Origin of the sequence: Campylobacter sp. 2457A, assembly GCF_020135895.1 — a bacterium.
In the GTDB taxonomy this organism is placed as follows: domain Bacteria; phylum Campylobacterota; class Campylobacteria; order Campylobacterales; family Campylobacteraceae; genus Campylobacter_D; species Campylobacter_D taeniopygiae.
Genome location: NZ_JACHTO010000128.1, coordinates 1 through 239, shown reverse-complemented (window position 1 = coordinate 239; position 239 = coordinate 1). Strand labels below are relative to the sequence as shown.

1 protein-coding gene is annotated in these 239 nt (G+C 32.2%); it reads left to right on the top strand.

The features are described from left to right. The coding region (locus tag H2280_RS08630; protein ID WP_337216276.1) for a DUF2920 family protein at positions 1–239 on the top strand (239 nt) is incomplete at both ends.

Sequence of the window (239 nt, the reverse complement as noted above, 5' to 3'; positions counted from 1 at the left end):
TGGATACCTTTCTTTGCTTATAGCTAAAATTGCTCCTTGGTATGTGGATGGTGTGATTGATAATTCAGGAGGAGCTTTGCCCGTTATTGAAGGTTTGGTAGGAAAAGAATTATTAAGATTTGATTATACATTTAATGATCCAAATACAATTGTAGGTTGCAATGTCAAAACCCATTGGACAAGAAAAGATCCTGATTCACCTTATTATTTTAAAGATGAAAATTATATAATAAGAGCGA